Here is a 24577-nt window from a genome sequence, read left to right as displayed (position 1 = left end):
GACGGCCCTGCGCACCCCGGTGTCTATAATCCATGGCCGTCTTTCCCACGAATGCCCCATGTCCGATTCCTGCTTCCTGCAAGCGCTGGACCAGCGCCGCTCGGTCCCGTCCCTGCAACTGGCCGAACCGGGTCCGGACGACGCCACCGTGCTGGCCATGCTGGCGGCCGCGACGCGCGTGCCCGACCACGGCAAACTGGTGCCGTTCCGCGTGCTCCGCGTGCGGGGCGAGGCCCGCCACGCGCTGGGCGAGTACCTGGCCCGGCGCAGCCGCGAGCGCACCCCGGATGCCGCGCCGGCGGTGATCGAGAAGGACCGCCAGCGCTTTTCGCATGCGCCGCTGGTGCTGACAGTGGTCGCGCGCCTGCAGGACAACCCCAAGGTGCCCGCGCAGGAGCAGCTGCTGACCGCCGGCTGCGTCTGCTTCGCCCTGCTGCAGGCCGCGCAGGGCTTCGGCTTCGGCGCGCAGTGGCTGACCGCCTGGATGGCCTATGACGAAGGCGTAGCACGCCACCTGGGGCTGGCCGCGAACGAACGCATCGTCGGCTTCATCCATATCGGCACACCGAAGCTGCAGATGCCCGAGCGCGCGCGGCCGGATCCGGCCAGCCTGCTGCAGGACTGGCAGCCGTGAGCGATGCCGGGGCCCCGCGGCCGCTGTACCTGGTCGACGCCAGCCTGTACGTGTTCCGCGCCTGGCACTCCATGCCCGACAGCTTCCAGGACGCGCAGGGCTGGCCCAGCAACGCCGTGCATGGCTTCGCCCGCTTCCTGCTGGACCTGCTGGAGCGCGAGCGCCCGGCGCACATCGCCATTGCTTTCGACGAGGCGCTGGACAGCTGTTTCCGGCACCGCCTGTATCCGGCCTACAAGGCCAACCGCGAGCCGGCGCCGGAGGCGCTGCGCCGCCAGTTCGCGCACTGCAAGGCGCTGTGCGCGGCGCTGGGGCTGGAAGTGCTGGCCGACCGCGACTACGAGGCCGACGACCTGATCGGCAGCGCGCTGCACGCGGGCCGTGGCCAGGCGCTGCGCGGGGTGATCGTCTCGGCCGACAAGGACCTGTCGCAGCTGCTGCTGGATCACGACGAGCAATGGGACTACGCGCGCAACCAGCGCTGGGGCGCGGACGGGGTCAAGGCGCGCCACGGCGTGCATGCGCACCAGATCGCCGACTACCTGGCGCTGTGCGGCGACGCGGTGGACAACATCCCCGGCATCAGCGGCATCGGCGCCAAGTCGGCGGCGGTGCTGCTGGCCCACTTCGGCAGCCTCGACGCGCTGCTGGAGCGGATCGACGAGATCCCGTTCCTGCGCCTGCGCGGCGCCGCGCAGATGGCCGTGCGGCTGCGCCAGCAGCGCGAACTGGCGCTGCTGTTCCGGCAACTGACCACCATCGCCGTGGATGCGCCGCTGGCCCCGGCCACGCCCGGGTTCACCCGCTTGGCGGCCGACGCCGACATGCTCGACGGCCTGTGCGGATCGCTGCGCTTCGGCCCGCTCACCCGGCGCCGGCTGCGGGCCGCCGCCGGCCTGGAAACCGCATCCCCTTCCACCTACGAACCCGCATGAGCCAGAACACCGCAGCCCCCCGCGTCGTCTACGAAGGCCGCTACCAGCGCATGGTGGTGCGCGGCACCTGGGAATACAGCGAACGCACCCATGCCGGCGGCCTGGCCGCGATCATCATCGCCGTCACCCCCGACGACGAGGTGCTGTTCGTCGAGCAGTTCCGGGTACCGCTGCAGGCGCGCACGATCGAAATGCCGGCCGGGCTGGTCGGCGACATCACCGCCGGCGAATCGATCGAGGCCTCGGCGGTGCGCGAACTGGAAGAGGAAACCGGCTGGACCGCCGACCATGCCGAAGTGCTGATGATCGGCCCGACCTCCTCCGGCGCCAGCAGCGAGAAGATCGCCTTCGTGCGCGCCACCGGCCTGCGCCGGGTGGGCGACGGCGGTGGCGACGACAGCGAGGACATCACCGTGCACAGCGTCCCGCGCGCGCGCGCCGCGGCATGGCTGGTGGAGAAAATGGGCCAGGGCTACGAGCTGGACGCCAAGCTCTGGGCCGGGCTGTGGATGATCGAACACCACCTGGATGGCCGCCCGCGATGAGCCGGCTCGACGCCCCCGCCGACATCCTCGCCCCGCCGCTGCTGGGCCCGCAGGACCCGCCGCCGTTCACCGTGCACAACCCGTACGGCCGTTCGCCGTTCCTGCTGCTGGCCGACCACGCCGGGCAACGGGTTCCCGCCGCGCTCGGCGACCTGGGCGTGGCGCCGGCCGAACGGGACCGGCACATCGGCTGGGACATCGGCATCGCCGGCACCACCCGGGCACTGGCGCGGCAGCTGGACGCCTTCGCCATCGAGCAGACCTATTCGCGGCTGGTGATCGACTGCAACCGGCCGCTGGCCTCGCCGACGCTGATCCCCGAAACCAGCGATGGCACCGCCATCCCGGGCAACGCTGGATTGAGCCGGTCGCAACGGCAGCAACGCATCGGCGCCATCCACGCGCCGTATCACGCCCGCATCGCCACCGAACTGGACCGCCGCCGCGATGCCGGCATGCCGACGTTGCTGGTGATGATGCACAGCTTCACCCCGGTGATGAACGGCGCCGCCCGCCCATGGCATGCCGGCGTGCTCTACCACCGCGACGCGCGGTTCGCGCAGGCGCTGCTGCAGGCGCTGCGCGAGGAAGGCGACCTGGTGGTCGGCGACAACCAGCCGTATGCGGTCAGCAGCACCAGCGACTACGCGGTGCCGGTGCACGGCGAGGGCCGCGGACTGGTGCACGTGGAGCTGGAAATCCGCCAGGACCTGATCGCCGATGCCGCCGGCCAGCAGGCCTGGGCGGCGCGGCTGCAGCGCATCTTTCGCGCCCTGCAGCCGACGCTGCTGGCGCACGCCGCCGCCGGCTAGCGCGGCGCGGTGCCGGCACGCGGCCGGCACCGCCGCCAGGCTCAGGCGAAGCTGTCGGTGGCGCGTACCAGCGCGTCGACGTTCTCGGCCTCGAACGCCGAATGCCCCGAGGCCGGGGTGATGTGCAGCTGCGCTTTCGGCCAGGCCTTGTGCAGGTCCCAGGCGTTGGCCAGCGGGCACACCACGTCATAGCGGCCGTGCACGATCACGCCCGGGATGTCGGCGATGCGGTGCGCATCGCGCAGCAGCTGGTCCTCGACCTCGAAGAAGCCGCCGTTGACGAAGTAGTGGTTCTCGATGCGGGCAAAGGCCAGCGCGAACCGCGGGTCTTCGTGGCTGTTGATGAAATCGTCGTCCACGTGCAGGAAGCTGGTGGCCCCCTCCCACACGCTCCAGGCCTTGGCCGCGGCCAACCGGGTCGCCTCGTCGTCACTGGTCAGGCGCCGGTGGAACGCCGAGATCAGGTCGTGCCGCTCCACCGCCGGGATCGCGTTGACGTAGTGGTCCCAGGCGTCGGGGAACAGGCGGCTGGCGCCTTCCTGGTAGAACCACTCCAGTTCCCAGCGGCGCAGCATGAAGATGCCGCGCAGGACCAGCTCGGTCACGCGCTGAGGATGGGCCTGCGCATAGGCCAGCGCCAGGGTCGAGCCCCAGCTGCCGCCGAATACCTGCCAGCGGTCGACACCCAGGTGCACGCGCAGCTTCTCGATGTCGGCCACCAGGTCCCAGGTGGTGTTGTCCACCAGGTCGGCGTGCGGGGTGGAGCGGCCGGCGCCACGCTGGTCGAACAGGATGATCCGGTACTTCGCCGGGTCGTGGAACTGGCGCATCTTGGCGGTGCAGCCGCCGCCCGGGCCGCCATGCAGCATCACCACCGGCTTGCCGTCGGGGTTGCCGCACTGTTCGTAGTACAGCGTGTGGCGCTCGTCGACCTTGAGCGTACCGGTGTCGTAGGGCGTGATGGCGGGGTAAAGCGTGCGCATGCGCGGACTCACTGGCTGGGAGAACGCCCGATTGTAGAGCGCGGCGGCCGGGGCCGGGTCGCGCCCCCGGGGCGCGGCCCGCTATGCGGCGCAGACCCGGTTGCGGCCCTCGCGCTTGGCGCGATAGAGCTGGCGGTCGGCCGCCGCCAGCAGCGTGCGCGGCGATTCCTGCCCGGGACGGCACTCGGCCACGCCGATGCTGGCGGTGACCACCAGGCCCGGGTCCACCTCGTCCATGCGCGCGCGGGCCAGGGCCAGGCGCAGTGCCTGCAGCCGCTGCAGCGCCTGCTCCAGGGTGAGGCCGCGCAGCACCGCCAGGAATTCCTCGCCACCATGCCGCGACACGAACTGCTCGCCGTCCAGGTGCTGGCGCAGCAGCTCGGCCACTTCGCGCAGCACCCGGTCGCCGCCGTGGTGGCCGTGGCGGTCGTTGATCTGCTTGAAATGGTCGATGTCGATCAGTGCCACGCACAGCGGCTCGCCGCGGTCGCCGGCGCGCTCGAGCGCCTGGCGCAGGTGGAACTCGGCCGCACGCCGGTTGGGCAGGCCGGTCAGCACGTCGTGGGTGGCCTGGTGCTCCAGCCGCTGCAGCAGGCGGTCGCGTTCGATCCCGGCCAGCTCCAGCGCGCGGTTCTTGTCGCTCAGTTCCTCGGTGCGCGCGGCGATCACCCGGCTGAGCCGGCGCTGGCTGCGCCGGTAGCTGGCGGTGCGCAGCCAGAACCCCAGCACCACGGCCGCGACCAGCGCCAGGCCGAGCAGCACCCGCGAGGACGTGCGCTTCCACAGCGGCGGCACCACCTCCAGCGCCATCTGCGCGGTGCCCACCTCGGACTGCCGTGCCCAGTCCCGCGGCAACGCCATGGCCTGCACTTCCAGCCGGTAGCGGCCGGGCGGCAGGTTGGTGTACACGGCCTCGGTATCGCTGCCCGCCTCCACCCACCCGGCATCGAAGCCCCGCAGGCGGTAGCGGTAGCGCATCTTGTCCGGCGCGCGGAAATTGAGCGCGGTGTAGGCCACCGCCACCCGGCGCGCGCCCGGCTCCAGCCGCAGCAGCGCCGCCGGGGCCCGGGCGACGCCGTCCACCGATACCGACTCGAATACCACTGGCGACGCCCTGCCGTCGTAGCGGCCCGCGATCCGCGGGTCGATCAGGCCCAGCCCGGCCGAGGTCGGGAAGGCCAGCGCGCCGTTGTGGACACGCCAGCCGGCGGGCATGGAGGCGCCGTTGCCCTGGCTGCCGGGCATGCCGTCGCTGTGGTCCAGCACGTGCACGGCCAGCTGCCTGCGGGTGCCGGCGTCGATCTGGTCCAGCTCGGCGCGGGCGACGCGGAACACGCCGATATTGCTGGGCAACCACAGGTTGCCGGCCTGGTCGTCGATGATCCGGAACAACTTGTCGCGCGGCAGTCCATGGCGATGGTCGTAGACCCGGAAGCTGCCGTTGCGCATGCGCAGCAGGCCGCGGTCGCTGGCGATCCACAGGTCGCCATCCGGGTCGCGCAGGAAATCGAACACATACTGCGCGGGGATGTCGCCCTCGGCGCTCCAGGTGCGCAGCACGTCGTCGGGCCCCAGCGCGGCCATGCCGCCGGTGGTGCCGATCCACAGCGTGCCGTCCGGGTCGCGGTACAGCGCCTGCACCGTGGCCCCGGGCTGGTCCCTGCTGTCCAGGCGCAGTTGCAGGCGTCCATCGCGGTAATGGCTCAGGCCGTGGGTACCGCCGATCCACAGGCCGCCGTCAGGGTCGGCCAGCAGCGCGCGCACGATCGGCTCGCGCTGCCCGCCGACGCGGATCCGCTGCTTCACCCTGCCCTGCGCATCCAGCCCGAACACCCCCTGGTCGTAGGTCCCCGCCCACAGCATGTCGTCACGCCAAGCCAGCGCCAGCACCGACGGGTCGCGGCCGTTTCCGGCGGCCAACCGCACCGGGTGCATGCGCCGCTGGTACCAGCGGTCCAGCCCCTCGGCGTGGCCGATCCACAGCGCGCGGTCCCCGCTCTGCAGGACCACGCGCACGTAATCGCTGCGCAGGCCATCGGCGCGGGTGAAGCCGACCGCCGCCACTTCCGCCACGCGGTGCAGGCCATGGGTGCTGCCACTCCATACCAGGCCCTCGCGGTCGGCGAGCAGCGCCGCGCTGACCGGGCCGGGGGTGGGCAGCCGCTCGTCGCCGTCGCCGGCATGCCGCAGCAGCTCGCCGCTGCTGCTGGACAGGCTCATCCAGATCGCCCCGAGCCGGTCGCGCAGCACCGCGTCCACCCGCCGGCCGGGCTGCAGGTGGGTGACCTTGCCGGCGCCATCGCGCCAATACACGCCATTGTCGGTGGCCAGCAGCCAACCGCCGGCGCCGTCGCCGGCAATGCCACGCACGGCATGGGTACCCGCCCAGTCCGCCCAGGGCATGGCGCGCCCGTCCTGCAGCCGATAGGCGCCGGCATCGGTGGCGACCAGCACCGCGCCGTCACCGCCATCGACCAGTGCATTGACCCGCACGCCGGGCAGGCCGGCTGCGGCGCCGGCGGCGTGGATCCGGCCATGGGTGTCCATCCGCAGCAGGCGGTTGGCCGAGGCGATCCACAGGTCGCCGCCGGCATCGCGCAGCAGCGCGGTCACCGGCAGGCGGCGCGCGCTGGGCTCGCCCAGGTGCTGCCAGCGCCCGCGGTGGTAGCGGAACACGCCATCGGCGGCGGTCCCGAACAGCACCCCGCCATCGGCCTCGGCAAGGATGCAGAACACGCCCGACAGCTCCGCGCCCGGGGTGTTCTGGCGGTCGAACACGGTGAAGTGGCGCCCGTTGAAGCGGACCACGCCCTCCCAGGTTCCGGCCCATATGAAGCCGTCGCGGTCCTGCGCCAGCGCATGCACCAGGTTGTGCGGCAGTCCGTCGGCCATGGTCCAGTCGCTGACCATGTAGTGGCGGCCGTCCGCCGCCCGCGCCGCCGGCAGCCATGCCAGGCAGGCAAGTACCAGGACCGCGTACCAGCACCAGGACGGCGGCCATGCGCTGCGCTCGCGGGAACCGGTGCCCCGGGCGATGTCGATACTACGGGCCAACGGAACCGCCCCCCTTCGCGGTCTGGCGCGGCCGGCCACCCAGGCCCGCCGCGCCAGACCAATCTACCACCGCCGGGGCGCGGCCATCCGCTGGCAGCGCCGGCGGCTGACCGGTTCAGCTTGCCGCTTCGTCCGGCCGCACCCGGAACCAGGCCGCGTACAGCGCCGGCAGGAACACCAGGGTCAGTACCGTGCCGACGATCAGCCCGCCCATGATCGAGATCGCCATGGAGCCGTAGAAGGCGCTGCGCGACAGCGGGATCATCGCCAGCACCGCGGCCAGCGCGGTCAGCACGATCGGCCGGAAGCGGCGCACGGTGGCACCGATGATGGCGTGCCAGCGGTCATGCCCGGCGTCGATGTCCTGCTGGATCTGGTCCACCAGGATCACCGAGTTGCGCATGATCATGCCCGCCAGGGCGATGGTGCCCAGCAGCGCGACGAAGCCGAACGGCACCCGGAAGATCAGCAGGAACAGGGTCGCGCCGATGATGCCCAGCGGTGCGGTGACCAGCACCATCGCCGCACGCGAGAAGCTGCGCAGCTGCAGCATCAGCAGGGTCACCACCACGATCAGGAACAGCGGCATGCCGGCCTTGATCGAGTTCTGCCCGCGCGCCGAATCCTCCACCGTGCCGCCGACTTCCAGCAGGTAGCCGTCAGGCAGGGCGGCGCGGATGCCGTCCAGGGTCGGCAGGATCTGCCCGGTGACCTCCGGCGGCAGCAGGCCGTCGGCGATGTCGGCACGCACGGTGACCGTGGGCAGGCGGTTGCGGTGCCAGATGATGCCGTCCTCGAACACGTACTCGAGCCGGGCCACCTGCGCCAGCGGTACCGCGGTGCCGCTGGGCGTGGGAATGGCCAGGCTGGCGAGCATGTCCAGCCGCGCGCGCTCGTCGTCCGGGCCGCGCAGCAGCATGCCGATCTGGCGGTTGCCCTCGCGGTAGGTGCTCACCTGCATGCCCGACAGCGAGCTGCTCAGGAAGTGCGCGATCTGCGCGCTGCTCACCCCCAGCGCGCGCGCGCGCTCCTGGTCCACCACCAGCCGCACCACCTTGCTCGGCTCTGACCAGTTGAGGTTGACGTTGGCCACGTGCGGGTTCTGCCGCACCTTGGCGGCGACCTCCCGGGCGATGGCCTGCACCCGGTCGATGTGCTCGCCGGACACGCGGAACTGCACCGGGTAGCCCACCGGCGGCCCGTTCTCCAGCCGGGTCACGCGCAGCTGCACGTCGGTGAAGCGCGGCACCACCTCCTTCAGCAGCCAGTCGCGCACCGCTTCGCGGGCGTGGATGTCCTGCGCCAGCACCACGAACTGGGCGAAGTTGGTCGCCGGCAGCTGCTGGTCCAGCGGCAGGTAGAAGCGCGGCGAGCCGCTGCCCACGTAACCGACGTAGTTGGCGATGTCCTGGCGCTGCTTGAGCAGCGCCTCCAGCTTGTGCGCCTGCGCCTGGGTGGCGGCCAGCGACGCGCCTTCGGCCAGCTCGATGTCCACCATCAGCTCCGGCCGGGTCGAGTCCGGGAAGAACTGCTGCGGCACGAAGCGGAACATGGCCAGCGAGAACACGAACAGGCCGATGGTGGCGAAGATCACCAGCCAGCGGCGGCGCAGGCAGGCATCCAGGAAACGCCGGAAGCGCTGGTAGAACGCGCTCTTGTAGGGGTCGTGGTCGTGTTCCAGCTGCCGCGGCCGGATCAGGTTGGCCAGCGCCGGGTTGCGGTCGGCCCAGCGCAGCCGCAGCGCATGCCAGCGGCCGGCCAGACTGCCCGGCCGTGGCGGCTGCGGGTTGTGCAGGTCCGGCAGCATCTTGTCGCCCAGGTACGGGATGAACAGCACCGCGGCGATCCACGACACCACCAGGGCGATGGTCACCACCTGGAACAGCGAGCGGGTGTACTCGCCGGTGCTGGAGGCGGCGGTGGCGATGGGCAGGAAGCCGGCAGCGGTGATCAGCGTGCCGGTCAGCATCGGGAACGCGGTCGACTCCCAGGCGAAGCTGGCCGCGCGCAGGCGGTCGTAGCCCTGTTCCATCTTGGTGGCCATCATCTCCACCGCGATGATCGCATCGTCCACCAGCAGGCCCAGCGCCAGCACCAGCGCGCCCAGCGAGATCTTGTGCAGGCCGATGTCGAACTGGTGCATGACGAAGAAGGTCATCGCCAGCACCAGCGGGATCGACACCGCCACCACCAGCCCGGTGCGCCAGCCCAGCGAGAAGAAGCTCACCAGCAGCACGATCACCACCGCCTCGGTCAGCACCTTGACGAACTCGCCCACCGAATCCTCGACCGCGTGCGGCTGGTCGGAGACCTTGCGCAGCTCCATGCCCGCCGGCAGCGTCTTCTGCAGCCGCGCGAACGCGTCGTCCAGGGTCTTGCCGAGCTTGAGGATGTCGCCGCCGTCCTTCATCGCCACCGCGATGCCGATGGCGTCCTCACCCATGAAGCGCATCTTCGGCGAGGCCGGGTCGGCGAAGCCGCGCTTGACCTGGGCGATGTCACCCAGGCGCACGGTGCGGTCGCCGGCGCGGATCGGGAACGCGGCGATGTCTTCCACCGACTGGAACTGGCCGGTGACGCGCAGCTGCACGCGGTCGCTGCCGGTCTCGAACCAGCTAGCCGGGGTCACCGCGTTCTGGTCGGCCAGCGCCTGCTGCACCTGCTGCAGCGACACGCCCAGCGTGGCCAGCTTGGTGTTGGACAGTTCGATCCACACCTTTTCGTCCTGCAGGCCGAGCAGGTCGACCTTGCCGACGTCGGCCACGCGCTGCAGCTCCAGCTGGATGCGGTCGGCGTAGTCGCGCATCAGCGCGTAGTCGAAGCCCTTGCCGGTCAGTGCGTAGATATTGCCGAAGGTGTCGCCGAACTCATCGTTGAAGAACGGCCCGACCACCTCGGCCGGCAGCTGCGAACGGATGTCGCCGACCTTCTTGCGCACCTGGTAGAACAGTTCCGGCACATCCTTGGAGCGCATCGAATCGCGCGCCATGAAGATCACCTGCGATTCGCCCGGCCGCGAGTACGACTGGATGAACTCGAACTGCCCGGTGTTCATCAGCGCCTTCTCGATCGGCTCGGTCACCTGCCGCGAGACCTGCTCGGCGGTGGCGCCCGGCCACGCGGTCTGCACCACCATCGCCTTGAACGTGAACGGCGGATCCTCGGACTGGCCGAGGTGCTTGTAGGACCAGGCGCCGATGACCGCCAGCGCGATCATCATGAACAACACCAGCGCGCGGTTGCCCAGGGCCCACTCGGAAAGATTGAAGCGGCGCACGCCTCAGTCCTCCCGCTTGGCGGACGCGGGCGCGGCGAGTACCGGCTTGTTGGCCCGGTCCACCGCGGTCACCGGCTGGCCCTCGCGCAGCAGGTGGCCGCCCGCGGCGACCACCCAGTCTTCGCGCTTCAGGCCCGCCAGCACCGGCACGCGCTCCGCGCCGTAGGCGCCCAGCGTCACCGGCCGCAGCTGCAGCGTGCCCTTGGCCGGGTCCACCACCCACACACCGGCCTGCTGCTGCGTCTTGCCCGGCTGCACCGCGGCCAGCGGCACGCTCAGCGCGCCGCCCTTGGCGTGGGCCACGTAGACGCGCGCGCTCTGCCCCAGTTCCACCGCATCCAGCGCTTCGGCCGCCAGGCTCACGCGCGTGGCATAGGTGCGCGCCTGGGCATCGGCGGCCGGGGCGATCTCGCGGATGGTGCCGGGCCAGCGCTTGCCGGGACGGTTCCACAGTTCCACTTCCACCGCCTGGCCCACCGCGAAATCGCGGATCCCGCTCTCCGGCAGGGCGATGGCGACCTCGCGGGCGCCGTCGGCGGCCAGCGTATAAATGGCCTGGCCGGCGGCGACCACCTGCCCGGCCTCGGCCTGGCGGCTGGCGATCACGCCATCGGCGGGGGCGCGCAGCTGCGCGTAGGCCGCCTGGTTGCGGGCCACGTCCAGGTTGGAACGGGCCGCATCGGCCTGGCCCTGCGCCGCCTTCAGCGCGGCGGTCTGCGCATCCAGCGCCGAGCGGCTGACCAGCTGCTGCGCGGCCAGCGCGGCATAGCGCTTGTGCTCGTCGCGCGCGCGCACCAGATCGGCCTCGGCGGCGGCGTACTGCGCCTGCGCCGCCCGCGCCTGCAGCGCGTAGTCGGCCACGTCCAGTTCGGCCAGCAGCTGGCCCTCGCGCACCCGCTGGCCGGCATCGACCTCGCGCCGCAGCAGGTTGCCGCCAACCCGGAACGACAGCACGGTTTCCTCGCGCGCCCGCACTTCGCCGGGGTATGCGCTGATGGCCTGGCCGCCGTCCTGGGGGTGGACGACCAGAACCGGTACGGCAGGTGCGGGAGCAGGTTCGGATTTACCGCAGGCAGCCAGCACGGCCACCAGCAGGGAACCGCCAATCCATCGGGCAATGTTCATGGGTGAGGATCGCAGGTGAGGAAGGGGATGAGGGGGAAGGTTGGCGGTTCAGCGCCATTACTGAACGAGCCGGTATAGTATAAATATCGAACCAGCTGGTCTAGTATTGTCGAATGTCCGCGCATCATCCTTCCCCACCCACCGGCAAGCCGACTCCGCGCGGCGCCGGTCCCGGCCGCCCCAAGGACCTGGGCAAGCGTGCCGCGATCCTGGAAACGGCCAAGGAAATGTTCATCGAACTGGGTTTCAACGGCGTGAGCATGGACGGCATCGCCGCCGGCGCCGGCGTTTCCAAACTCACCGTCTACAGCCATTTCGGCGACAAGGAGACGCTGTTTTTCGAGGCGATCCAGGCCAAGTGCGTGGAAATGATGCCCGACGACCTGTTCGTGACCGACAGCGAAGGCCCGCTGCGCGAACAGCTGCGCGGCATCGGCCACGCCTTCTTCGCCCTGATCAGCAGTGACGAGGCCATCGCCACCCAGCGCATGATGATGACCCCGGAAACCGACGACCGGATCCGCGAGATGTTCTGGCAGGCCGGCCCCAAGCGCACCGAAAGCGCGCTGGCCGAGTTCCTGGAGGCCCGCGCGGCCCGTGGCGAGCTGGCGATCGACGACCCGCGCCTGGCCGCGCGCCAGTTCTTCTGCCTGATCAAGGGCGAGCTGCACGCGCACATGATGTGCGGGCTGTGCGCGGCCCCGGAGCAGCCCGACGCCGAGGCCCACATCGCCACCACGGTCGACTTCTTCATCCGCGCCTATGCGCCCCGCCCTTAACCTGAACGAACCGGAGGTCGTGGTGACTTCCGGCACTGCGGACCTGCCGCGGGCACGGCGATGCTTGCCCCGCACTGCCCGCGCCAACCGGTAAAATGGCCGGCCCACTGCGCCGGATTGACGAGACACCATGACGATCGATTACTCCCACGCCCGCGAACTGATGGTCGAACAGCAGGTACGTCCCTGGGACGTGCTGGACCTGCGCGTGCTGGACGTCCTGGCGCGGCTGCCGCGCGAGGCCTTCGTGGCCGAATCGCACAAGGCGCTGGCCTATGCCGACATCGAACTGCCGCTGGGCCATGGCCAGAAGATGATGAAGCCGGTGGTCGAAGGCCGCATGCTGCAGGCGCTGGACCTGCAGCCGGGCGACGAGGTGCTGGAGATCGGCACCGGCAGCGGCTTCATCAGCGCCTGCCTGGGCGAACTGGCCCGCGAAGTACTGAGCCTGGAGATCCAGCCGGAACTGGCCGAGCGCGCGCGCGCCAGCCTGGACGCGGCCAAGCTCGGCTCCAACGTGCGCATCGAAGTCGCCGACGCGCTGCACTGGCAGACCCAGCGCCACTTCGACGCCATCTGCATCACCGGCGCGGTGGACACCGTGCCGGCGCACATCCTCAAGTGGCTGCGCCCCGGCGGCCGCCTGTTCGTGATCCAGGGCCGCTCGCCGGTGATGGAAGCGGTGCTGGTGAAGGCCGACGGCAGCGTGCAGTCCCTGTTCGAAACCGACATCGATTATCTGCAGGGCGCCGCCCCGGCCCCGCAGTTCCAACTCTGATCCGCTACATCCAAGGAAGCCGCAATGATCCGCCGATCCCTCGCCCTTGCGCTGGCTGTCGCCCTCTCGCCGCTGGCGGCCAACGCCGCCGACCTGCTGCAGGTCTACGAAATGGCCCGCAACGGCGATCCGCAGCTGGCCTCCGCAGAGTCCAGCCGGCTGTACACCAAGGAAGGCCAGGTGCAGGCCCGCGCGGCCCTGCTGCCCTCGCTGGGCGGCTCGGCATCGCTGAACCGCACCCGCACCTCGCAGGACGGGGTCAGCGGCTCGACCACCGCCACCTCGCGCAAGTACGGCATCAGCGGTGAGCAGACCCTGTTCAACTGGACCCAGTTCGCCAACCTGCGCGCGCAGCGCGAAATCAGCAAGGCCGCCGACTTCGACCTGGAATCGGCGAACGACGACCTGATCGTGCGCACCGCCACTACCTACTTCAACGTGCTGGTGGCGATCGAATCGCTCAGCGCCGCGCAGACCAACGAGGCGGCCGCCAAGAAGCAGTTCGACTATGCCGACAAGCGCCTGGAAGTCGGCCTGGCGCCGATCACCGACGTGCATGAAGCGCGCGCCCAGTACGACCAGGCGCGCGCCAATACCATTCTCGCCCGCAACACCCTGACCGATGCCTACCAGGCGCTGAGCGAACTGACCGGGCAGCCGGTGCAGGGCCTGCGCAGCCTGCCGGAGGACTTCCGCCCGGCGCTACCGGCCAACCGTGGCGACGTCGACAAGCTGGTGGCCGATGCGATCGCGCAGAACCCGGCGCTGAAGGCGCAGGAGCTGAAGGTCAACGCCGCCGTGGCCAGCGTCTCGGCCGCCCGCGGCGGGCACTACCCGACCCTGTCGCTGGGCGGCACCTGGGGCAAGAGCGCCAGCTGGGGCGACAGCGTCGGCGGCTCCTCGTTCGGCCCGGACGCGACCACCAACTCGATCGGCCTGACCCTGAACGTGCCGATCTTCTCCGGTGGCGCCACCCAGTCCTACGTGCGCCAGGCCCTGGCCCAGCGCGACATCGCCCAGGATGGCTACGAGCAGCAGAAGCGCGCGCTGGACCGCAACACCCGCAATGCCTACCAGGCCGTGGTGGCCGGCATCAGCGAGGTCGAGGCACGGCGCCTGGCCGTGGTGTCGGCGCAGAGCGCGTACGACGCCTCGCAGGTGGGGCTGGAAGTCGGTACCCGCACCGTGCTGGACGTGGTGCAGAACCAGCGCACCCTGTTCCAGGCCAAGCTGGACTATGCGCAAGCCCGCTACACCTTCCTGCTCAGCCGGCTGCAGCTCAGCCAGGCCATCGGCGCGCTGGACGTGGCCGAGGTGCAGGACATCAACCGCCTGCTGACCCAGGATGCCGAGGCGCAGCTGGCGCCGGGCAGCATGCAGTAAGCCCCGCCGCTGTACCGGCGTGGAGGCGCGAAAGGCGGGCCCCGGCCCGCCTTTCGCGTTCCTGCATGGGCCACCGCCCGTAGCGGTGCCCGGGGTTCTGCCGGCGCCCTACTCCGGTGCCGGCAGCCGCGGCCCGATCAGTTCCAGGGTCCGCTCCAGCGCGCCGCGGCCATTGGCCACCAGCGCCGCACCGGCCTGCACCATCTGCTGGCGCGCCGCCGCGTCGCCCAGCAGGCGCAGCAGTTCGTCGCCGAGCTGGGCGACATCGTCGCGGATGCTCAGCGCCCCGGCTTCGCTCATGCGCCGCGAGATCTCCGCGAAGTTGTGCAGGTGCGGGCCGGTGATCACCGCCGTGCCCATCGCCGCCGGCTCCAGCAGGTTGTGCCCGCCGATCGCCTGCAGGCTGCCCCCGACGAAAGCCACCTGCGCGCAGGCGAAGAACGGCATCAGTTCGCCCAGCGTGTTGAGCACGAACACCTGGGTATCGGCCGCGGGCCACTGCTCGACGCTGCGCGTGGCCACGCGCCAGCCCTGGCCGCGCGCCAACGCCTCGACCCTGGCGAACCGCTCCGGATGCCGTGGCGCCCACAACAGCAGCGCATCGGGATAGCGCTCCAGCACCCGCGCGTGCAGGTCCATGACCGGCTGTTCCTCGCCCTCGTGGGTACTGGCGGCGATCCAGGTCACGCGTCCTGCCGGCACATGCGCGTGGAACGCGGCCAGCAGCGGCGCCGGATCCGGCGGATGGATGTCGAACTTCAGGTTGCCCAGCGCGCAGACCTGCTCCTGGCGCGCACCGAGCACGACGAAACGGCGCGCGTCCTCGCGCGACTGCGCGGCCACGCAGGTCACCGTGCGCAGCGCGCGCCCGACCAGCGGCCGCAGCAGCCGGTAGCCCTTCAACGAGCGTGCCGACAGCCGTGCGTTGAGGATGTAGACCGGGATCCGGCGATCGCGGCAGCCGAACAGCAGGTTCGGCCACAGCTCGGTTTCCAGGATCAACGCCAGGCTCGGGCGGAAATGATCGAGGAACCGGCCGGCGCTGCCGGGCACGTCATAGGGCAGGTAGACGTGGTCCACCGCGTCGCCCCACAACGCGCGTACCCGCTGCGAGCCGGTAGGAGTGATGGTGGTGATGACCCAGCGGATGTCCGGGCGCTGCCGGCGCAGCGCGTCCACCACCGGCGCGGCGGCGTTGACCTCGCCCACCGACACCGCGTGCAGCCAGACACAGGGCCGGCGGCCGCTCTGCGGATACGACGCATAGCGTTCGTCCCAGCGCTTGAAATATTCGCGCACGCGGAAGCCACGCCATACCAGGTGGTAGACGGTGATGGGCAGCAGCAGGTACAGCAAGGCCGAGTACAGGCCCCGCAGCAACAGTTCGACGGGATCCTTGCGCATGCGGCGAGGATACCTAGGAGCGGGGAATTAGTGGATGGAAACGCGTGGAAGCCAGCCTGCGCCGCTGTGGCTTTCACCGGTTCCGGGTTCCCATCCACGGGTTCCTCATTAGAATCCCCCCATGTCCGACACCCCCACCTCCGCCACCCGCCCGTCACTGTGGCAGCCGCGCCATTGGCCGACGTTCGCCTGGCTGGCGCTGGCCATGCTGGGCGCACGCCTGCCCTGGCTGCTGCAGCGGGCGATCGGCCGCGGCATCGGCTGGCTGGCGCTGCACCTGGCCGGTACCCGCCGGCATGCCGCCGAAGTGAACATCCGCCTGTGCTTTCCCGAGCAGGACGACGCCTGGCGCCGGCAACTGCTGCGCGACAGCTTCGACGCGCTGGGCGTGGGCATCTTCGAATTCGCCCGCGCCTGGTGGGGCAGCATCGACGCGATCCGCCCGCGGGTGCGGATCGAGGGCCTGGAGCACCTGCAGGCGCTGCGGGCGCAGGGCCGCGGCGTGTTGCTGGTGTCGGGGCATTTCATGACCCTGGAAATGTGCGGGCGCCTGCTGTGCGACCACGTGCCGCTGGCCGGCATGTACCGGCGCTACCGCGACCCGGTGATGGAATGGGCGGTCAAGCACGGGCGCCTGCGCTACGCCAGCGCGATGTTCGCCAACGAGGACATCCGCGCCACCGTGCGCCACCTCAAGAAAGGCGGCCTGCTGTGGTACGCGCCCGACCAGGACATGCGCGGCAAGGAGTCGGTGTTCGTGCCGTTCTTCGGGGTGCCGGCCTCCACCATCACCGCGACCCACCAGTTCGCGCGCATGACCGGCTGTGCCGTGGTGCCCTTCTTCCACCGCCGCGAAGGCGGGCGCTACGTGCTGAAGATCGCGCCGCCACTGGCGGACTTCCCGACCGGCGACGCGGTCGCCGACACGGCGCGCGTCAACGCCGCCATCGAGCAGATGGTGCGCGAAGCGCCGGCCCAGTACCTGTGGATCCACCGCCGCTTCAAGCGCCAGCCGGAAGGACGCAGCCGCTTCTACCAGCGCGACTGATCGCCGCCGCCGGCCGACGGCGGCGGGTACGCGAGCAGCGCGCCCACGAACAACGCGGCCAGCAGCAGGGTCGCGCCCCCCCAGAACGCCGAGTAGAACGCCAGGTGGGTGTTGAACGGGAACACCGTCACCGCCAGCGCCAGCGTCGCCGGACGCGCACGGGTCCGCGCCTCCTCGCCGGCGTAGCGCCACGCGCGCCACGCCATTGCCGCACCGGCCAGCCACAGCAACAGGCCCAGCACGCCGGTTTCGGCCAGTATCTCGAGCACCAGCTGGTGCGCATGCAGCGCCGGCCCCGCACCCCAGGCAGCGTATTGCCCGTGCGCCGGATCGCACTGTGGGAACGCGTTGCGGAACTCGCGCGCGCCCACCCCGTTGAGTGGATGGGCGCGCACCATGCACAGCGCCGCGGACCAGATCTGGCCGCGCCCGGACAGCGCCGCATCCATTCCGGCGGCATCGCCGGTCAAGGCCAGGGTGGTGCGGGCCACGCGCTCGCGCACCTGGGTGGACAGCCCCGCCAGCAGTGCCGCGCCAAGCACCCCGGACAGCAGCACCAGGGCCATGCCCTTCCTGCCCAGCAGCCGCCAGCCGGAGAACAGCAGCACCAGCGCATAGGTGATCCAGGACGCGCGCGAACCGGCGAGCACGATCACCACCCCGGTCGGCACCGCCACCAGCAGCCAGCCCCAGCGTCCCCAGCGCGCGGCCGCGGCGAACAGCGCGAACGGCGTCAGGCTGGCGAGCACCTGCCCGAACTTGAGGTTGCACGGCCCGAACACGCCGCTGAGCCGGTCCGCCTGCGCCGCTTCCGCCGCGCTGCACAGGCCATGCCCGCTGGCCAGCCATTTCACCTGGTCCATCGACCAGAACAGCGGACTGCTGCCGGCCAGCGCCTGCACCAGCGCGTCGCCCACCCACAGCGCGACGACCACGCCCAATCCGGTGAACGTGACCCGGCGCCGGGCGTCGGTCGCCACGGCGGTGGCCACCAGCCACATGAAAGGCAGGTACCGCAGCCCGGCCGCTACCCGGCCCCAGGCACGGCCGGGATCGTCGGCATCCACCGCCGAGACCAGCTGCGGCAGCCAGTAGGCCAGGAACAGCGTGCATGTCAGCGCCCAGGCCGGAACGCTGAGCAGGGTGCGGCCGTCACCGGTGAAGCGGCGCCACAGCAGGGTTCCCACGGTGACCAGCGCGCCCAGCGACAGCAGCGCTTCGGCGATGCCCGGCGCCGGCCACGCCGCAACGCAGGCGATCACCCAGGCCGGGGCCCACCGCATCGGCAATGTCGCGGGCAGCAGGGAGGATTCAGCCGATGAGTTCGCCATAGACGTCCAGCGTCGCGCGCTGCATGGCCCGCAGGGTGTAGGGGAGGCGCCGCGGCAGCGACGGCGGATGCCGCAGCAGCTCCAGCGCGCGCGCCGCCAGGGCCGTGGCGTCACCCGGCGGCACCGCCCCGCTGGGCTGTAGTTCGGCGAGCAGTTCGCCGACCCCGCCGTGGTCCCAGCCCAGCACCGGGCGGCCTACCGCCAGCGCTTCGAGCACGGTGCGGCCGAATGCCTCGGGTTTGTCCGACAGCTGCAACACCAGGTCGGTGGCCGCATAGGCCTGCGCGATCCGGGGGGTCGGCTCGGTGATGGCGACCGCGTCGGCGATGCCCAGCGCCGCGGCCTGCTGCTCGAGTTCGCGCACGTACGCCTCGCGTCCCGGCTCACGCGCGCCGGGCATCCACAACCGTGCCGCCAGCCCCTGCCGCCGCAGTGCGGCCAGCAGGTGCAGCGCGTGCGCATGCCCCTTGAGGCGGGTGCCACGGCCCGGCAACAGCAACAGCGGCCCGTCACCGGCCAGCGACGGGTGCAGCGCATCCACCGCCTGCCGCGGGCGCCGGTCGGACGCCGCCACCTGCGGGAACTGCGCCGGGTCCACGCCGCGCGGGATCACCCGCAGGCGCTGCGGGTCGGTCGCCGGGTAATGCGCCAGCAGGTAGTCGCGCACGGTGTTGGACACGCAGATCACCCGCTCGCCACTGGCCATGATGGCGCTATAGCGGCCCGGCGAGTTGAGCCCGTGCATGGTCGTGACCCAGTGCGGGCGCCGTTCCCGCGGCAGACCGCGCAGCGCATGCCAGCCCAGCCATGCCGGCAGCCGCGAGCGCGCGTGCACGATGTCGGCACCGGTTTCGGCGAACAGCCGCCGCAGCGCCACCACGTGGCGCAGGGTCAGCAGCGACTTGCGGCCGATGTCCAGCGCCAGGTGTTCGGCGCCGCTGTCCAGCAGCGGCGGTACCAGGCGGCCACCGGCCGAGACCACGATGGCGCGGTGCCCTGCCGCCACCAGCGCCTGGGCGACCTCCAGGGTCGAGCGCTCGACGCCGCCGGAGTGCAGCGCCGGCAGCAGCTGCACCACGGTCAGGCGGCGCATGCGGGCGTTCAGTCGACCAGCACGAATACCGCGCCGCAATACGGGCAGGCGGCTTCGCCGTTGGGTTCGTTCTCGATCGGCAGGTAAACCCGCGGATGCGAGTTCCACAGCGCCATTTCCGGCGTCGGGCAGCTCAACGGCAGGTCGGCACGGTGCACGTTGTAGCGCTTCTCGGCGTTGGCGGGCGCGGCGGCGGTATGGCTCATGGCGTCATTCACACAGGAAAACCGGGACCGGCCAATTCTAGCAGCGCAGGCAGGGCATGGACCTCGCCGGATATGACCACGTGCCCTGCCCGGCGCCACTGTTTTCGACTGCCGGCGCCGCGCACCCGTCCGGGGTGGCCCGGCAGCCGTCGCGACGGCGGGGAGTCGCCGTGGCCCGCACCTTCGCTCTCACCGCGCTGTCGCCGCGCCGCCGCGCACGGGCCCCGGCCGCGTGCCGCGGCATTGGCCACCGCCCGGGAGTGGACCCTGACCGCGGTGCGGGTGTGGTCCGCCTGGTGCCGCCGGCGGACGCCCGGCTCAGGCCAGGATGCCGAGCAATCCCCCGACACCGATACCGACGACGGCACCGACGAACAGACCGGCCAGGAACTGCATCCGCAACGAATCGGAGACGCCGCGCCTGGCATCGTGCCCCGAAATCTTCTTGAACATGCCCCTTCTCCCGATATGAAAGAACGCGGAGGGGCGCGCCGAACGCGCACGAAGCGGGACCGCGCCCGCCTGCAACCTCCCTGTTCCCTCCGCATGGCGTTCCACGCCGGCCGGGAGGACGCGCCCATTGCCACGGCTCCCGAAGGCACTCCGGCCTCACGTCGATTTCACCCGAGATGTCCGTTTCCCGTAACTGTCAGAATTGACAGGTCCGGCGCGTTCCCCCGGCATCCACGGCGGCCGCCCCGCCAGTTCGATCCAGCAGGCGAAGGTCGGGTGGCCTTCGATCATCTGCGGCGGCGCGGCACGGTGGACATGAAAGCCGGTGCGCCGCAGCAACCGCTCCATCGCCAGCGGCGAAACGGTGATCAGCCGCTTGCCGCCGCGGCGTTCCACGTAGTCGGCCGCCAGCTGCAGGATGTCCACCGCCAATGCCGACGGGCGCTGTGGGCAGACGCCGGTGCGCGCGCCGCGCAGGTCCATCACCGCGAAGCGCGACAGCTCCCACACGTCGTCCGAGCAGGGCGGCGGCTGGCCGTTCATCAGCTGCGGGAACATCTCTCCCAACAGATACGGACCGGTGGTCGGCAGCAGGCGCGCGTAACCGACGATGTCGAGCTGGTCGTCGCGGACGATCACGTGCACGGTCTCGGGCCGGTCGAAGCGGTCGCGCTCGATACCCGGCGGCGTATCCAGCTGCCAGCCCAGGGTTTCAATGAAGACCCGGTGGCGGTAGCGGCCCAGTGCCTGCGTGAGCAGTGGCGACAGATCGCCCGCGCTGGCGAGGATGAATTCCATGACCCGCACCCCGGTTGCTGAAGGACGGGGACGAGTCTTGCAATGCAGCAATGGCGTGATAACTGTCAGGATTGACAGGTCGCGAAGGGGGCCCGGCGCGACCGCGCGGGCGTGCGATGCAGCGCATCGGGAGCGCCTGCCGCGCGGCGCGTCAGCGGAATCCGATGGCGTCGAGCACCACCGGCTTCCATTCCAGCGCATCGACCAGTTGCTTCAGGCAGCGCGCGGTATGCTGCGGGCCGATGTCCCGCCCCTGCTCATCGACCAGCATCACGTTGCTGCGCGGCGCGTCCCGGCAGGCGGCGGACAGCGGCCGGGCCAGTGTGTCGATGTGCCAGTCCCAGCCGATCGAGACGGCCGGCACCGAGGTGGTGGCCCATTCGGTGTAGCCGCTGATGTCGGTATGGACCGCGCCCGCGCCGGTACTGTCCGCTTCCGGGTCCAGCCCCGATACCAGGTGCACGAGCCGGATCTGGCCCAGGGCCCGCCGCGATAGGCGGATGTAACCGTCGTCCTCTGTCATTATGATGCGGCCTATGGCAGTGCAGGCGGCGGTACGCCGCGCCGGGCGGTGGGAGCCGCCAATCTAGAGGCAGGTCGCGGGCACGGGAAACTGTCAGTGCTGACAGTGGCCTCCGGCCGGGATCACGATTTCATCGAGGGCGGAAATGGAGGCGTGGCGGGAAGACCAACTCAATGCGCTGCTGGCCCCCGGGGGGCAGGACGACCTGTTCGGCACCATCGCCGGAATGGTGCGCGCGCTGGGCTTCGAGCACTGTGCCTATGGGGTGCGCGCGCCACTGCCGCTGGCGCAGCCGGAAATCGTGATGCTCAACGATTACCCGGAAGCCTGGCAGAAGCGCTACCAGGACAACGACTACCTGTCGGTCGACCCCACGGTCCACCGGGGCGCCACCTCGCTGGATCCGTTCGCCTGGACCAATGGCGAGGATCCGTTCGATCCGGCCGCCGGCTTCTGGGAGGACGCACGCCTGCACGACATCACCTGCGGGGTGTCGCTGCCGGCCCTGGCCGCCAACAGCGTGCGCGGCATGTTGACCGTGACCCGCGGCGGCGATGGCCTGGATGCGCAGGAACTGCAGGCGCGGTGGCCGCAGCTGCTGTGGCTGGGCCAGGTGGCCCACCACGGCCTGGCGCGGGAAATGCTGGCGCGCTGGCGCGCGACCTCGCGCGAGGCGATGAGCGAGCGCGAGATCGAGATCCTGCGCTGGGTCGCCGAGGGTCACACCAACCGCCAGATCGCCGCCCGCTTCAACATCACCGAGCGCACGGTCAACTTCCATCTCAACAACGCCATGACCAAGCTCGACGTCGGCAACCGCACCGCCGCGGCGGTACGCGCGGTGGTACTGGGCATCATCGCCTGACCCGGCGCCGGCGCTGCCGGTAGCCGCACCCGGTGCCACGGATGCGACAAGGCCGGCATGCGCCGGCCTTGTCGTGGATACCTGGGCGACACCGCTCAGGTGCCGCGTTCGGCTTCCATCTGCTTGCGGATCTGCGCATCGACCGCGGCGATGGCGGTCATGTTCAGCACGCGGCGCGAACTGGCGCTGCTGGTGAGGATGTGGACCGGCTTGGAGATGCCCATCAGGATCGGGCCGATCGCCACGCCGTCGGTGAACACCCGCACCAGGTTGTAGGCGATGTTGGCCGCCTCCAGGTTGGGCAGCACGAACAGATTGGCGCGCCCCTTGAGCGTGCTGTTGGGCAGCAGCTTCTCGCGCAGCGCCTCGTCCCACGCGGTGTCGCCCTGCATTTCGCCGTCCACGTTCAACCGCGGGTTGCGCTTGAGCAGCTGCTCGCGCACCTGGCGCATCTTCAGCGCGTCCTTGGAATCATGGCTGCCGAAGTTGGAGTGCGACAGCAGCGCCACCTTCGGCTCGATGCCGAACAGCTTCATGCGGTAGGCCGCCTGCAGCGTGGATTCGACGATCTGCTCCACGCTGGGGTCTTCCTGCACGTGGGTATCGACGAAGAAGAACACGCCCTGCGAGTTGATCACCCCGGTCATCGCCGAGGTCGAGCTGACCCGCGGCTCCAGCGGGATCACGCTGCGCACGTAGCCGAGCTTCTTGTGGAAGCGGCCGACCACGCCGCTGAGCATGGCGTCGGCCTCGCCGCGCGCCACCATCACCGCGGCGATCAGGGTCGGGCGCGAGCGCAGCAGGTTCTTGGCCGCGGCCACGGTGACGCCACGGCGGCCGGTGAGGCCGTGGTAGTACTGCCAGTACTCGTTGAAGCGCGGATCATCGTTGATGTTGGTGATCTCGAAATCCACGCCCGGCTTCATGCGCAGGCCCAGCCGCTCGATCCGCGATTCGATCACGTCCGGGCGGCCGATCAGGATCGGGAAGGCCACGCCCTCGTCGATCACGTTCTGCACCGCGCGCAGCACCACTTCCTCCTCGCCCTCGGCATAGACCACGCGCTGCTTGTCGGCGCGCGCCTGGTCGTAGACCGGCTTCATGAACAGGCTGGTGCGATAGACGAACTGCGCCAGCTTCTGCCGGTAGGCGGCCATGTCGGCGATCGGCCGCGTGGCCACGCCCGAATCCATCGCCGCCTGCGCCACCGCCGAGGACAGTTCCACCAGCAGGCGGCGGTCGAACGGGCGCGGGATCAGGTAGTCGCGGCCGAAGCTGGGGGTGTCGCCGCCGTAGGCTGCGCCGAGGTCGGACGCCTCCTTGCGCGCCAGCGCGGCGATGGCACGCACGCAGGCGACCTTCATTTCCTCGTTGATGCCGGTGGCGCCGACGTCGAGCGCGCCGCGGAACAGGTACGGGAAGCACAGCGCGTTGTTGACCTGGTTCGGGTAGTCCGAACGGCCGGTGCCGATGATGGCGTCCGGGCGCGCCGCACGCGCCACCTCCGGCATGATTTCCGGGGTCGGGTTGGCCAGCGCGAAGATCACCGGGTCCGGCGCCATGGTCTTGACCATCTCGGCGGTGAGGATGCCCGGGGCCGACAGGCCCAGGAAGATGTCCGCGCCCTCGACGATCTCGGCCAGGGTGCGCTTGTCGGTGTCGCGCGCATAGCGCGCCTTCTCCGGGTCCAGCCCTTCGCGCCCGGCGTAGATCACGCCGTCGCGGTCGAAGGCCAGCACGTTTTCCGGCTTGACGCCCAGCTCCACCAGCATGTTCACGCAGGAAATGCCGGCCGCGCCCATGCCGGTGGTGGCGACCTTGACCTCGCCGATCTTCTTGCCGGTGATGTCCAGCGCGTTGAGGATGGCCGCGCCGACGATGATCGCGGTGCCGTGCTGGTCGTCATGGAACACCGGGATGTTCATGCGCTCGCGCAGCTTGCGCTCGACCACGAAGCACTCCGGCGCCTTGATGTCCTCCAGGTTGATGCCACCGAAGGTCGGCTCCAGCGAGGCGATGATGTCGACCAGCTTGTCCGGGTCGTTCTCGTCGACCTCGATGTCGAACACGTCGATGCCGGCGAACTTCTGGAACAGCACGCCCTTGCCTTCCATCACCGGCTTGCCGGCCAGCGGGCCGATGTTGCCCAGGCCCAGCACGGCGGTGCCGTTGGAGATCACCGCGACCAGGTTGCCGCGCGCGGTCAGCTCGCTGGCCGCGGCCGGGTCGGCGACGATCGCTTCGCAGGCATAGGCCACGCCCGGCGAGTACGCCAGCGACAGGTCGCGCTGGGTGAGCATCGGCTTGGTGGCGGCGACCCGGATCTTCCCCGGCGGCGACATGCGGTGGTAGTCGAGGGCGGCCTGCTTGAAATCTTCTTTGGACATCGACGGGACTTGCTGTGGCTGAATGCCCGATTCTAGCGACTCGGCGACGACATGAACCGTTTCATCGGGGACTGCATTCAGGACCCGGCGCCCGATTTGGGATGCTGCTTCGCAACATTTCACGAAAATATTTTTCATTGTGCCGGTTATCTGCTACATAGAAC

The 24577-nt window shown here is 70.6% G+C and carries 21 protein-coding genes; 9 read left to right on the top strand and 12 right to left on the bottom strand.

Features of this window, described 5'->3' with window-relative positions:
- The first annotated feature begins 58 nt into the window (after positions 1-58).
- Genes ACJ7VY_RS03305 through ACJ7VY_RS03290 form a run of 4 tightly spaced genes read left to right on the top strand, consistent with a single transcriptional unit; the run spans position 59 to position 2926 of the window.
- Positions 59-634, top strand: coding sequence for a nitroreductase (locus ACJ7VY_RS03305; protein WP_293765391.1), 576 nt, complete (start codon positions 59-61; stop codon positions 632-634).
- Positions 622-1569 carry a 5'-3' exonuclease H3TH domain-containing protein gene (locus tag ACJ7VY_RS03300; RefSeq protein ID WP_409476781.1) on the top strand — a complete coding sequence of 316 codons (948 nt, stop codon included), beginning with the start codon at positions 622-624 and terminating at the stop codon, positions 1567-1569. The genes ACJ7VY_RS03305 and ACJ7VY_RS03300 overlap by 13 nt, the downstream gene beginning before the upstream one ends.
- Entirely contained in the window at positions 1566-2114 is a 549-nt protein-coding gene (locus tag ACJ7VY_RS03295) for an NUDIX hydrolase (protein WP_161613264.1), read from the top strand. The genes ACJ7VY_RS03300 and ACJ7VY_RS03295 overlap by 4 nt, the downstream gene beginning before the upstream one ends.
- Positions 2111-2926, top strand: coding sequence for an N-formylglutamate amidohydrolase (locus ACJ7VY_RS03290; protein ID WP_409476364.1), 816 nt, complete (start codon positions 2111-2113; stop codon positions 2924-2926). Before ACJ7VY_RS03295 ends, ACJ7VY_RS03290 begins: the two co-directional genes overlap by 4 nt.
- Before the next feature lie 41 nt (positions 2927-2967).
- On the opposite strand, the gene pip is transcribed toward ACJ7VY_RS03290, so the two are convergent.
- The 4 genes from pip to ACJ7VY_RS03270 all read right to left on the bottom strand — a co-directional run bounded on the left by pip (position 2968) and on the right by ACJ7VY_RS03270 (position 11365).
- Positions 2968-3909, bottom strand: coding sequence for a prolyl aminopeptidase (gene pip, locus ACJ7VY_RS03285; RefSeq protein WP_161613262.1), 942 nt, complete (start codon positions 3907-3909; stop codon positions 2968-2970).
- 81 nt (positions 3910-3990) lie between these two features.
- The gene (locus ACJ7VY_RS03280) at positions 3991-6963 is read right to left on the bottom strand and encodes a diguanylate cyclase (RefSeq protein ID WP_409476363.1); all 2973 of its coding nucleotides are present in this window, start codon (positions 6961-6963) and stop codon (positions 3991-3993) included.
- Between the two features lie 115 nt (positions 6964-7078).
- Positions 7079-10240: an efflux RND transporter permease subunit gene (locus tag ACJ7VY_RS03275; protein ID WP_409476362.1), complete on the bottom strand. Its 3162-nt coding sequence runs from the start codon at positions 10238-10240 to the stop codon at positions 7079-7081.
- Positions 10241-10243: 3 nt separating this feature from the next.
- On the bottom strand, positions 10244-11365 hold the full coding sequence (locus ACJ7VY_RS03270) for an efflux RND transporter periplasmic adaptor subunit (protein WP_313228926.1): 1122 nt from the start codon (positions 11363-11365) through the stop codon (positions 10244-10246).
- 113 nt (positions 11366-11478) lie between these two features.
- Here ACJ7VY_RS03270 and ACJ7VY_RS03265 point away from each other — a divergent pair, with 113 nt between their 5' ends.
- The 3 genes from ACJ7VY_RS03265 (at position 11479) to ACJ7VY_RS03255 (ending at position 14305) form a co-directional block, all read left to right on the top strand.
- Entirely contained in the window at positions 11479-12144 is a 666-nt protein-coding gene (locus ACJ7VY_RS03265; RefSeq protein WP_104938099.1) for a TetR/AcrR family transcriptional regulator, read from the top strand.
- 130 nt (positions 12145-12274) lie between these two features.
- Positions 12275-12922, top strand: a complete 648-nt coding sequence (locus ACJ7VY_RS03260; RefSeq protein ID WP_161613260.1) for a protein-L-isoaspartate O-methyltransferase family protein — start codon at positions 12275-12277, stop codon at positions 12920-12922.
- 24 nt (positions 12923-12946) lie between these two features.
- Complete coding sequence (locus ACJ7VY_RS03255; RefSeq protein ID WP_409476361.1) at positions 12947-14305, top strand: TolC family outer membrane protein; 1359 nt, start codon at positions 12947-12949, stop codon at positions 14303-14305.
- A 108-nt stretch (positions 14306-14413) separates the two neighbouring features.
- On the opposite strand, the gene waaA is transcribed toward ACJ7VY_RS03255, so the two are convergent.
- Complete coding sequence (waaA, locus tag ACJ7VY_RS03250) at positions 14414-15709, bottom strand: lipid IV(A) 3-deoxy-D-manno-octulosonic acid transferase (protein WP_409476360.1); 1296 nt, start codon at positions 15707-15709, stop codon at positions 14414-14416.
- Between the two features lie 121 nt (positions 15710-15830).
- On the opposite strand from waaA, the gene ACJ7VY_RS03245 reads away from it, so the two are divergent.
- A complete protein-coding gene (locus ACJ7VY_RS03245; RefSeq protein ID WP_104938095.1) occupies positions 15831-16757 on the top strand; it encodes an LpxL/LpxP family Kdo(2)-lipid IV(A) lauroyl/palmitoleoyl acyltransferase in 927 nt (308 codons plus the stop codon).
- Here the strand turns inward: ACJ7VY_RS03245 and ACJ7VY_RS03240 are convergent.
- The 6 genes from ACJ7VY_RS03240 to ACJ7VY_RS03215 form a co-directional block, all read right to left on the bottom strand.
- On the bottom strand, positions 16742-18088 hold the full coding sequence (locus ACJ7VY_RS03240) for an O-antigen ligase family protein (RefSeq protein ID WP_409476359.1): 1347 nt from the start codon (positions 18086-18088) through the stop codon (positions 16742-16744). The two genes, ACJ7VY_RS03245 and ACJ7VY_RS03240, sit on opposite strands and share 16 nt — an antisense overlap.
- The gene (locus ACJ7VY_RS03235) at positions 18069-19181 is read right to left on the bottom strand and encodes a glycosyltransferase (protein ID WP_409476358.1); all 1113 of its coding nucleotides are present in this window, start codon (positions 19179-19181) and stop codon (positions 18069-18071) included. Before ACJ7VY_RS03235 ends, ACJ7VY_RS03240 begins: the two co-directional genes overlap by 20 nt.
- An 8-nt stretch (positions 19182-19189) precedes the next feature.
- Complete coding sequence (locus ACJ7VY_RS03230) at positions 19190-19387, bottom strand: zinc-finger domain-containing protein (RefSeq protein ID WP_054663138.1); 198 nt, start codon at positions 19385-19387, stop codon at positions 19190-19192.
- Positions 19388-19705: 318 nt separating this feature from the next.
- On the bottom strand, positions 19706-19840 hold the full coding sequence (locus ACJ7VY_RS03225; protein WP_312348319.1) for a hypothetical protein: 135 nt from the start codon (positions 19838-19840) through the stop codon (positions 19706-19708).
- A gap of 156 nt (positions 19841-19996) precedes the next feature.
- The gene (locus ACJ7VY_RS03220; protein WP_313228917.1) at positions 19997-20638 is read right to left on the bottom strand and encodes an acyl-homoserine-lactone synthase; all 642 of its coding nucleotides are present in this window, start codon (positions 20636-20638) and stop codon (positions 19997-19999) included.
- Between the two features lie 151 nt (positions 20639-20789).
- Complete coding sequence (locus tag ACJ7VY_RS03215; protein WP_313249227.1) at positions 20790-21161, bottom strand: DUF4902 domain-containing protein; 372 nt, start codon at positions 21159-21161, stop codon at positions 20790-20792.
- Positions 21162-21306: 145 nt separating this feature from the next.
- On the opposite strand from ACJ7VY_RS03215, the gene ACJ7VY_RS03210 reads away from it, so the two are divergent.
- Complete coding sequence (locus ACJ7VY_RS03210; protein WP_293765371.1) at positions 21307-22026, top strand: autoinducer binding domain-containing protein; 720 nt, start codon at positions 21307-21309, stop codon at positions 22024-22026.
- A 95-nt stretch (positions 22027-22121) separates the two neighbouring features.
- On the opposite strand, the gene ACJ7VY_RS03205 is transcribed toward ACJ7VY_RS03210, so the two are convergent.
- Positions 22122-24413, bottom strand: a complete 2292-nt coding sequence (locus ACJ7VY_RS03205) for an NADP-dependent malic enzyme (RefSeq protein ID WP_104938090.1) — start codon at positions 24411-24413, stop codon at positions 22122-22124.
- Positions 24414-24577: the final 164 nt, after the last annotated feature.

Origin of the sequence: Stenotrophomonas sp. Y-13 (genome assembly GCF_046267925.1) — a bacterium.
GTDB classification, from domain to species: Bacteria; Pseudomonadota; Gammaproteobacteria; order Xanthomonadales; family Xanthomonadaceae; genus Stenotrophomonas; species Stenotrophomonas acidaminiphila_A.
The sequence above is the reverse complement of the archived record's forward strand: the minus strand, read 5'-3'. Positions and strand labels throughout refer to the sequence as shown.